This window comes from Bartonella sp. A05 (genome assembly GCF_026930145.1).
In the GTDB taxonomy this organism is placed as follows: Bacteria; Pseudomonadota; Alphaproteobacteria; order Rhizobiales; family Rhizobiaceae; genus Bartonella.
In genome coordinates this window covers 1-1,761 of record NZ_JANHOJ010000013.1, presented here as the reverse complement: position 1 = coordinate 1,761, position 1,761 = coordinate 1, and the positions used below count along the sequence as shown (strand labels likewise).

The following is a 1,761-nucleotide window of genomic DNA, read 5'->3' as shown; positions in this document are numbered from 1 at the left end:
AACACCATAGCGGGTTACTCTTAAAAAATTCCCATTACGATCTATAAGAGGACCTTCGCTTCCATTCAAAACAGAAATATCCCAATACGCAATATCCTTTTCCCGAGGAACAATGTCATTGCAAAATCGCCACTCTATCCAATCCCAATCATCAGAAGTTGATTGTTTAGAAACCATGCAGGATAGCAAACCAGAACCCGTGTAATAACTCGCGATGTGGCCATTTTCTGGATTGTAGTACAAATAAAAGGGGGTGGTACTGTAGCTTTCTTTATCCGAGAGATAATATATATAAAAGTTACCGCTCGTGATATACCTCCAACCTATAGACATTTTGAGGCTTATATTCCCCGGAGCAGCAATTGTATTCTTCCATTCCTCCATCTTTTCAAGAGTGTGATCGTAGTAATCGCTCGGGCTTTGTGAAATATAGACATACCACTTATAATCCTTAACACGAAACTTTTCATCTGCCGTATAAAAAGTATTGTCTTTGATAATCCAACGTTGGTTTTTATCATTGGTAACACAGGGACGCAGTTTGACATAATCCCACGTAGCCTTTCCATTCCCGTAAATACCTGTCACAGAGCCGGGAGCTGTCATACACAGCCAAACATTTTTAACTTTCCAAGCCACTCTCTGAAAAACATCATATCGAGCAGAAAGAGCACTGGAATAAGAACATTTATCGATGTAAATATAGCTTTCAGCCTCTGTAAACATCGGCGTATAACAATAAATCTCTTGGGTATGAAGACGAACAGCTATAGGTTTGTCAATGGGCTTATCAGGAGCCTTTTGAAAGACATCTTTGCTCATAATTTGAATCTTACGAAGCGTAGCTCCGCTAATGGGTTCTTTTGAAGAAAAATGACCAGCATAAAGAGTACTGAGCTGTAAGAAAAAGATGCAAAAGAACAGAAATAGCTTCAAAGTATATTTTGTCATAGAACCATAATCCCCTTCATTTTAAGGCGATTCCCTTGTGTACTCAAACACATAGTTCCGCTATTTACGGAGAGCACCTAATCCTTTTTTGAGGCCACTTTAAGGCGTGAAACACATCATGGGATTATTAAGCACGCCCGCAAAAATCATGACAAACATATCAAAACCAAGAAAAGATATGCTGATAAAAAATAATTTCAGGCACGCACCTGAAGTATAGTTATTCTTTTTTTTATAACGTTAGCAAGACTCAATGAACAATTCTATTGCACTTCAAGAAATCTTTTCCGCTTTGAGCATAGCCTGCTCATGCTACCACCTCTGAATGAGTAAATCAGGTGTTCAAAAAAAGCTGGTGAAACTCATGATATATTATTTGGTGAAATTCGCCGCTGCAGAAATCCAGTCTTGGATAAATTGAATCAAGATGATTCTGCTTATATCATATACCGCTATTCACGAACCGCTCAAGAAGAAACTAATGTCCCGCAGTTTAGCAAAATATCCGTCTAGCATTATTTGAGCAGTGCTATTATGCGTCGCGCTATTTAGCTCAGTGCATATTGATTGTCTTGTTAAATAGCTGTGGGCAAGTACTCATCGCAGCTGTTAAAGTAGAGGCAACTATTGAACTAATCCACTGCTTTCAGTTTTGGAGAGCTGTGCTATTTCAGGAACTATTGCGTCGCCTGCTTTATACTCTTAATGTGTTGTATGAGAGAAAGAGATTATGCGCATTCCTGACTGCTTCACGGATTAAGCGAGTGCGGGACAGCGTGCCGTCATTGACAACATTACATATATTGCACA

General features: G+C 39.1%; 1 protein-coding gene. It reads right to left on the bottom strand.

Annotated elements, in window-relative coordinates:
- Positions 1 to 951 (bottom strand): DUF1561 family protein (locus NPX98_RS06565; protein ID WP_442864479.1); only part of this gene is annotated, 951 nt, incomplete at its 3' end.
- Positions 952 to 1,761: the final 810 nt, after the last annotated feature.